This is a genomic window from Streptomyces sp. NPDC030995 (assembly GCF_055571215.1).
On record NZ_JBVIFS010000025.1, the window covers coordinates 19,306 to 27,108 of the forward strand.

Annotated in this window: 4 protein-coding genes; 3 read left to right on the forward strand and 1 reads right to left on the reverse strand. The window is 71.6% G+C overall.

Annotated features, from left to right (window positions below):
* Window positions 1-345: 345 nt before the first annotated feature.
* Window positions 346-792 carry an Rv3235 family protein gene (locus tag ACZ45T_RS29090; protein WP_468446418.1) on the reverse strand — a complete coding sequence of 149 codons (447 nt, stop codon included), beginning with the start codon at window positions 790-792 and terminating at the stop codon, window positions 346-348.
* Window positions 793-1,094: 302 nt separating this feature from the next.
* Here ACZ45T_RS29090 and ACZ45T_RS29095 point away from each other — a divergent pair, with 302 nt between their 5' ends.
* The 3 genes from ACZ45T_RS29095 (at window position 1,095) to ACZ45T_RS29105 (ending at window position 7,587) form a co-directional block, all read left to right on the forward strand.
* Complete coding sequence (locus ACZ45T_RS29095; protein WP_468446420.1) at window positions 1,095-1,595, forward strand: DUF6912 family protein; 501 nt, start codon at window positions 1,095-1,097, stop codon at window positions 1,593-1,595.
* Window positions 1,592-2,257 carry an HAD family hydrolase gene (locus ACZ45T_RS29100; protein WP_468446422.1) on the forward strand — a complete coding sequence of 222 codons (666 nt, stop codon included), beginning with the start codon at window positions 1,592-1,594 and terminating at the stop codon, window positions 2,255-2,257. Before ACZ45T_RS29095 ends, ACZ45T_RS29100 begins: the two co-directional genes overlap by 4 nt.
* A gap of 377 nt (window positions 2,258-2,634) precedes the next feature.
* A complete protein-coding gene (locus ACZ45T_RS29105) occupies window positions 2,635-7,587 on the forward strand; it encodes an NAD-glutamate dehydrogenase (protein WP_468446424.1) in 4,953 nt (1,650 codons plus the stop codon).
* The last annotated feature ends 216 nt before the right edge of the window (window positions 7,588-7,803 follow it).

Here is a 7,803-nt window from a genome sequence, read left to right on the forward strand (position 1 = left end):
CTTCCCCCAACGAAAACCCCCCCTCTCTTTTCTCTGCCCCCCCCCCCCCCCCCCCCCCCCCCCCCCCCCCCCCCCCCCCCCCGGCCGCGTTGTGCGGGTGCGGCGCCGCTGCTGGGGCTCCGCCCCAGACCCCGCGCCTCAAACGCCGGCGGGGCTGAAAGAGCGGGGCTCCGCCCCAGACCCCGCGCCTCAAACGCCGGCGGGGCTGGATGGTGCGGCGGTGGTGAAAGAGCGGGGCTCCGCCCCGGGCCCCGCGCCTCAAACGCCGGCGGGGCTGGATGGTGCGGCGGGGCTGGATGGTGCGGCCGGGCTGGATGGTGCGGCCGGGCTGGAGGGTGTGGCGGGTCATGGGCGGGGGCCCTGGATTTCTACTGCCGCGCAGCGCCAGCGGAGGTCTGGGCCCTGTTCGAGGCGGAAGGCCATCGCCGTCACGCGGTCGCCCGTGGCGATGCGGGCGAAGGCCTCGATGACGCCCGGGCCCGGGGTGAAGCGGCCGCACTGGCGGATGACCGGGCGGAGGCGGTAGCGCAGGGGGTCCTCGGGGGCCAGGGTGACCAGCTGCTGGTAGGCGGGGCCGACGGTGTGGCCCAGGAGCGAGTGGACCGGGCGGCGGCCGCTGACCACCGCCAGGAGGCGTTCGGCGAACCAGTGGTGCGGGCCGAGCCGCAGGGCCCGCGGGGGTCCTGCGGGGCGCCTCGGGTCGCGCCGCCCGGCGGGCCGGGTCCGGGGCCGGTCGGCGGGCCGGCGACGGCTCCCGTCGTTGCCGATCGTGCCGCGCGTCGTGGTGTCCATCGCGATCTGCCCCCGAACAGGCCGGGCCCGGCGGAGTACCGGGCGGTAACTTGATGGGGATCTTCTACGGCCGCCGAACATGCTCCGCAACCACGCCGGCGCCCCGCCCGGCCGCCCGTCCGGTTCACCTATCCGAGTGCCCGCCGCCCGGCCCGCGGCCCCCGCCGGCCCGCGGGTGCGTACCCGGGTGGACGCCTCCGGGGCTCGGCCGGGCACCCCGATGGGGTACGTCGACCGTCACCCTGCCGGCCCCCTCCGGGTCGTATCCTGGGGGCGTTTCCGACTACCGAAAGCAGCCGGCCATGCGCGTGTACGTCCCCCTGACCCTCCCCGGGCTCGCCGAGGTGCACAAGGCGGGTGAGCTGGGCCCCGCCCCGCTGCGTGCGTACGGCGTCACCCCCGGGCTCCGCGAGTGGTACGTGTCGGACGACATCGAGGAGCTGGAGTACGCGGCCCTGAGCCGGGCCGCCGCCGCCTCCCTGCGGCTGATCGCCGCGGACGCGAGCGCACCGCGCCGTCGGGTCGTCGTCGCCCTCGACGTCGACGACAAGGCCGCCACCGCCACCCCCGGCGTCGACGAGGCCACCCTCGGCCAGGTGAGCCTCGCCACCGCCGTCCGGCTCGCCGTGGCCGCCGCCGTGCACGTGGACGCCGATGACGCCGAGGAGGACGTCGCCGCCGCCGCGCAGGCCCTCGGCGCCGCCGACGGCGGGGACGCGGACGCCCAGTTCGTCGTCGACGGAGCCGAGGACCACGAGCTGCTGTGGTTCGGCGTGCAGGAGATTCCGGGGCTGCTCAAATGACCAACCCGCCGCACATCGTCTGGGACTGGAACGGCACGCTGCTCCACGACATCGACGCCGTCATAGCCGCGACCAACGCCTCCTTCGCCGAGCTCGGCTTCGCGCCGATCACCCTGGAGACCTACCGCGACCTGTACGTCGTGCCGGTGCCGAAGTTCTACGAGCGCCTCATGGGACGGCTGCCCACCGAGGACGAGTGGCTGGTCATGGACGAGACCTTCCACCGGCACTACTGGGCCGCCGCCGAGAACGCCGGGCTCGCCGAAGGCGCCCGCCAGCTGCTCCACGACTGGCAGGCGGACGGGCTCACCCAGTCCCTGCTGTCCCTCGCGCCCCACGAGAAGCTCGTACCGCTCGTGCGGGCCCACGGCATCGACCGGCACTTCCTGCGCGTCGACGGGCGGGTCGGACCCTCCCACACCTCCAAGGCGGGGCACCTCGTACGCCACCTGGCCGCCCTGGACGGGACGGGCGTGAGCGCAGACCGTACGGTCCTCATCGGAGACGCCGTGGACGACGCCCTCGCCGCCGCCCACGTCGGTGCCCGGGCCGTCCTCTACACGGGTGGTTCGCACAGCCGCAGCAGTCTCGAATCGGCCGGGGTGCCCGTCGTGGACACCCTGGCGGCGGCCGTACGGACAGCTCGCGAGCTGTCCGAATAGCTACTGGACAGGGCCCCTGCACGCCTGGCCGGTCACGTCGCTGGCCAGAGTGTCAAAGTTCCACCCCAAGATTTGTACGGATGCGGTGAATGACGACCTGGGGGTAGGTCGAGATAGCCTTGTACCCGTGATCAGCGCGATAGTCATCGGGGGCACTGGAGCCTCCGGCCTGCGCCCGGCGCACCACCGTGCCCGGGCCTTCGCTGATTTCCGCTGCCGGGACCTCCTGCCGAACGTGGCTGATTCCTTCCCGGCCGCCTCTCTCGACGGCATAGCGTCGATATCGATTACGGACGGACCTCCCGCCTCGCGGCGGCGCTCCGTCATTCCTTCCTTCACCTACGTCACGCAATGGCGCGCGACAGGAGCCAGAGGACATGCAGACCAAGCTGGACGAAGCAAAGGCCGAGCTGCTCGCACGGGCGGCCCGGGTAGCTGAGCACAGCCCGGCCGGGGGGCTACTTCCGACTGGGTCCGAGCAGGGAGAGCGTCCAGACCAGGACACGGTGCTCGCCTATCTCCAGCGCTACTACCTGCACACGGCGCCCGAGGACCTCTCGGACCGCGACCCGGTCGACGTGTTCGGAGCCGCGCTCTCGCACTACCGGCTCGCCGAGAACCGGCCGCAGGGCACCGCGAACGTACGCGTGCACACGCCCACGGTCGAGGAGAACGGCTGGACCTCCAGCCACTCCGTCGTCGAGGTGGTCACCGACGACATGCCCTTCCTCGTGGACTCCGTGACGAACGAGCTGTCCCGCCAGGGCCGCGGCATCCACGTCGTGATCCACCCGCAGGTCGTCGTCCGCCGTGACGTCACCGGCAAGCTGATCGAGATCCTCGGCCCCGACTGCGACGCGCACGGCCCCCGTACCGCGCGCCCCCACGACTCCCTCGTCGAGTCCTGGATCCACGTCGAGATGGACCGCGAGACCGACCGCGCCGACCTCAAGCAGATCACCGTCGACCTGCTGCGCGTCCTGTCCGACGTACGGGAGTCCGTCGAGGACTGGGAGAAGATGCGCGACTCCGCGCTGCGCATCGCCGAGGGCCTGCCCGACGAGCCCACCGCTCCCGACCTGCGCGAGTACGAGCTCGAAGAGGCCCGCGAGCTGCTGCGCTGGCTCGCCGACGACCACTTCACCTTCCTCGGCTACCGCGAGTACAACCTCGTCGACGGCGACTCCCTGGCCGCCGTGCCCGGCACCGGCCTCGGCATCCTGCGCTCCGACCCGCACCACAGCGGCAAGGACGACGGCCACCCGGTCTCGCCGTCCTTCAACCGGCTGCCGGCCGACGCCCGCGCCAAGGCCCGCGAGCACCGCCTGCTGGTGCTGACGAAGGCCAACAGCCGTTCCACCGTGCACCGCCCCTCGTACCTCGACTACGTGGGCGTCAAGAAGTTCGACGCCGACGGCAACGTCGTCGGCGAGCGCCGCTTCCTCGGCTTGTTCTCCTCCGCCGCGTACACCGAGTCGGTGCGCCGCGTCCCCGTCATCCGCCGCAAGGTCGTCGAGGTCCTCGAAGGCGCCGGCTTCGCGCCGCACAGCCACGACGGCCGCGACCTGCTGCAGATCCTGGAGACCTACCCGCGCGACGAGCTGTTCCAGACCCCGGTCGACCAGCTCCAGGCCATCGTCACCTCCGTCCTCTACCTCCAGGAGCGCCGCCGGCTGCGGCTGTACCTGCGCCAGGACGAGTACGGGCGCTACTACTCGGCCCTCGTCTACCTGCCCCGCGACCGGTTCACCACCGGGGTCCGGCTGCGGCTGATGGACATCCTGAAGGAGGAGCTCGGCGGCACCAGCGTCGACTTCACCGCCTGGAACACCGAGTCGATCCTCTCCCGCATCCACTTCGTGGTCCGCGTCCCGCAGGGCACCGAGCTGCCCGCGCTGACCGACTCCGACGTCGAGCGCCTGGAGACCCGCCTGGTGGAGGCCGCCCGGTCCTGGGCCGACGGCTTCCAGGAGGCGCTGATCGCCGAGTGCGGCGAGGAGCGCGCCGCCGAGCTGCTGCGCCGCTACGGCACCTCCTTCCCCGAGGGCTACAAGGCCGACCACTCGCCGCGCGCCGCCGTCGCCGACCTGGTCCACCTGGAGCGCCTCGCCGCCAGCGACCGCCAGTTCGCGCTCTCGCTGTACGAGCCCGTCGGCGCGGGCCCCGGGGAGCGCCGGTTCAAGATCTTCCGCACCGGCGAGCAGGTCTCGCTCTCCGCGGTCCTGCCGGTGCTGCACCGCCTCGGCGTCGAGGTCACCGACGAGCGCCCCTACGAGCTGCGCCGCTCCGACCGCGTCAGCGCGTGGATCTACGACTTCGGTCTGCGGATGCCGCTCTCCACGGGCAACGGGGACGCGTACCTCGGCGACGACGCCCGCGAGCGCTTCCAGGACGCCTTCGCCGCGGTCTGGCAGGGCGACGCGGAGAACGACAACTTCAACACCCTGGTGCTGAGCGCCGGTCTCACCTGGCGCCAGGCCGTCGTCCTGCGCGCGTACGCCAAGTACCTGCGCCAGGCCGGCTCCACCTTCAGCCAGGACTACATGGAGGACACCCTCCGCAACAACGTCCACACCACCCGGCTGCTGGTCTCGCTCTTCGAGGCCCGGATGTCGCCCGGCCGCCAGGCCGCCGGCAGCGAGCTCGTGGACGCCATGCTGGAGGAGCTCGACGGGGCCCTGGACCAGGTCGCCTCGCTCGACGAGGACCGCATCCTGCGGGCCTTCCTCACCCTCATCAAGGCCACCCTGCGCACCAACTTCTTCCAGCTGGGCGACGCGGGCGAGCAGCACTCGTACGTGTCGATGAAGTTCGACCCGCAGGCCATCCCGGACCTGCCGGCGCCGCGCCCGGCCTTCGAGATCTGGGTGTACTCCCCGCGCGTCGAGGGCGTCCACCTGCGCTTCGGCAAGGTCGCCCGAGGCGGCCTGCGCTGGTCCGACCGCCGCGAGGACTTCCGTACGGAGATCCTCGGCCTGGTCAAGGCGCAGATGGTCAAGAACACCGTCATCGTGCCGGTCGGTGCCAAGGGCGGCTTCGTGGCGAAGAACCTCCCCGACCCGTCGGTGGACCGCGACGCCTGGCTCGCCGAGGGCATCGCCTCGTACAAGATCTTCATCTCGGCGCTGCTCGACATCACCGACAACATGGTCGCCGGCGAGGTCGTGCCGCCGAAGGGCGTGGTCCGCCACGACGAGGACGACACCTACCTCGTCGTCGCCGCCGACAAGGGCACCGCCACCTTCTCCGACATCGCCAACGGGGTCGCCGAGGACTACGGCTTCTGGCTCGGCGACGCCTTCGCGTCGGGCGGCAGCGCCGGCTACGACCACAAGGGCATGGGCATCACCGCCCGCGGCGCGTGGGAGTCCGTCAAGCGGCACTTCCGCGAGCTCGGCCACGACACCCAGACCCAGGACTTCACCGTCGTCGGCGTCGGCGACATGTCCGGTGACGTCTTCGGCAACGGCATGCTGCTCTCCGAGCACATCCGCCTGGTCGCCGCCTTCGACCACCGGCACATCTTCATCGACCCGACCCCGGACGCGGCCACCTCGTACGCCGAGCGCCGGCGCCTGTTCGAGCTGCCGCGCTCCTCGTGGGCCGACTACGACACCGCGCTGATCTCGGCGGGCGGCGGCATCCACCCGCGTTCCGCGAAGTCCATCCCGGTCAACGCGCACGTCCGCGAGGCCCTCGGCATCGAGGCGGGCGTCACCAAGATGACCCCGGCCGACCTCATGAAGGCCATCCTCCAGGCCCCCGTCGACTTGCTGTGGAACGGCGGCATCGGTACGTACGTCAAGGCCACGGCCGAGACGCACGCGGACGTCGGCGACAAGGCCAACGACGCCATCCGCGTCAACGGCTCCGAGGTACGCGCCAAGGTCATCGGCGAGGGCGGCAACCTGGGCCTGACCCAGCTCGGCCGGATCGAGTTCGCCCACAACGGCGGCAAGGTCAACACCGACGCCATCGACAACAGCGCGGGCGTGGACACCTCCGACCACGAGGTGAACATCAAGATCCTGCTCAACGCGGTCGTCGCCGACGGGGACATGACCGTCAAGCAGCGCAACAAGCTGCTCGCCCAGATGACCGACGAGGTCGGCACGCTGGTGCTGCGGAACAACTACGCGCAGAACACCGCGCTCGCCAACGGCTCGGCGCAGGCCCCGAGCCTACTCCACGCCCAGCAGCGCTTCATGCGCCGCCTGGAGGGCGAGGGACTGCTCAACCGCGAGCTGGAGTTCCTGCCCACCGACCGGCAGATCCGCGAGCTGCTCAACACCGGCAAGGGCCTGACCCAGCCGGAGCTGGCCGTCCTGTTCGCCTACACCAAGATCACGGTGGCGGACGAGCTCATCCACACCGAGCTGCCGGACGACCCGTACCTGCGCCGCCTGCTCCACGCGTACTTCCCGGGCGCCCTGCTCCAGAAGTTCCCGGAGCAGATCGACGCACACGCGCTGCGCCGCGAGATCATCACCACGATCCTGGTCAACGACACCGTCAACACCGGTGGTTCGACCTTCCTGCACCGTCTGCGCGAGGAGACGGGGGCCTCCACGGAGGAGATCGTCCGGGCGCAGCTCGCGGCCCGCGAGATCTTCGGCCTGGCCGAGGTGTGGGACGCGGTGGAGGCGCTCGACAACAGGGTTGCCGCCGACGTCCAGACCCGGGTGCGGCTGCACTCGCGGCGCCTGGTCGAGCGCGGTACCCGCTGGCTGCTGAACAACCGGCCGCAGCCGCTCCAGATCACCGAGACCATCTCCTTCTTCGGGCAGCGGGTGGCCGAGGTCTGGGCCGAGCTGCCGAAGCTGGTGCGCGGCGCCGACCTGGAGTGGTACCAGTCGATCGTCGACGAGCTCACCGGCGAGGGCGTCCCGGAGGAGCTGGCGGCCAAGGTCGCCGGATTCTCCTCGGCCTTCCCGACGCTCGACATCGTCGCGATCTCGGACCGTACCGGCGTGGACCCGCTGGGCGTCGCCGAGGTGTACTACGACCTCGCCGACCGCCTGGACATCACCCAGCTGATGGACCGGATCATCGAACTGCCGCGGTCCGACCGCTGGCAGTCCATGGCCCGCGCCTCCATCCGCGAGGACCTGTTCGCGGCGCACGGGGCGCTGACCGCCGATGTGCTGTCGGTGGGCAACGGCACCTCGACTCCCGAGGAGCGCTTCAAGGCGTGGGAGGAGAAGAACGCGGCGATCATCGGGCGGGCGCGGACGACTCTGGACGAGATCCGGGGGTCGGACGACTTCGACCTGGCGAATCTGTCGGTGGCGATGCGGACCATGCGCAGCTTGCTGCGCGCGCATAGCTGACCGCTGGCTGTACGGAGACGGGCCGGGCCCGGGACCTTGTGGTCCTGGGCCCGGCCCGTTCGTATGCGTCTGCGGCGCCGCTGCCGGGGGCTCCGCCCCCGGACCCCCGCGCCTCAAACGCCGGCGAGGCTGGGAAGGGGACCCGCACGGGTGTTCGGGGGGGGGGGTTGGGGGGGGGGCCCAAGTGTTTGGTGGCGAAGCAAACTTTTTTCCCCG

What these genes read in the sequence shown, in the direction of transcription:
- ACZ45T_RS29100 (WP_468446422.1), top strand. Translation starts at nt 1,592, where the DNA reads ATGACCAACCCGCCGCACATCGTCTGGGACTGGAACGGCACGCTGCTC.
- ACZ45T_RS29095 (WP_468446420.1), top strand. Translation starts at nt 1,095, where the DNA reads ATGCGCGTGTACGTCCCCCTGACCCTCCCCGGGCTCGCCGAGGTGCAC.
- ACZ45T_RS29105 (WP_468446424.1), top strand. Translation starts at nt 2,635, where the DNA reads ATGCAGACCAAGCTGGACGAAGCAAAGGCCGAGCTGCTCGCACGGGCG.
- ACZ45T_RS29090 (WP_468446418.1), bottom strand. Translation starts at nt 792, where the DNA reads ATGGACACCACGACGCGCGGCACGATCGGCAACGACGGGAGCCGTCGC.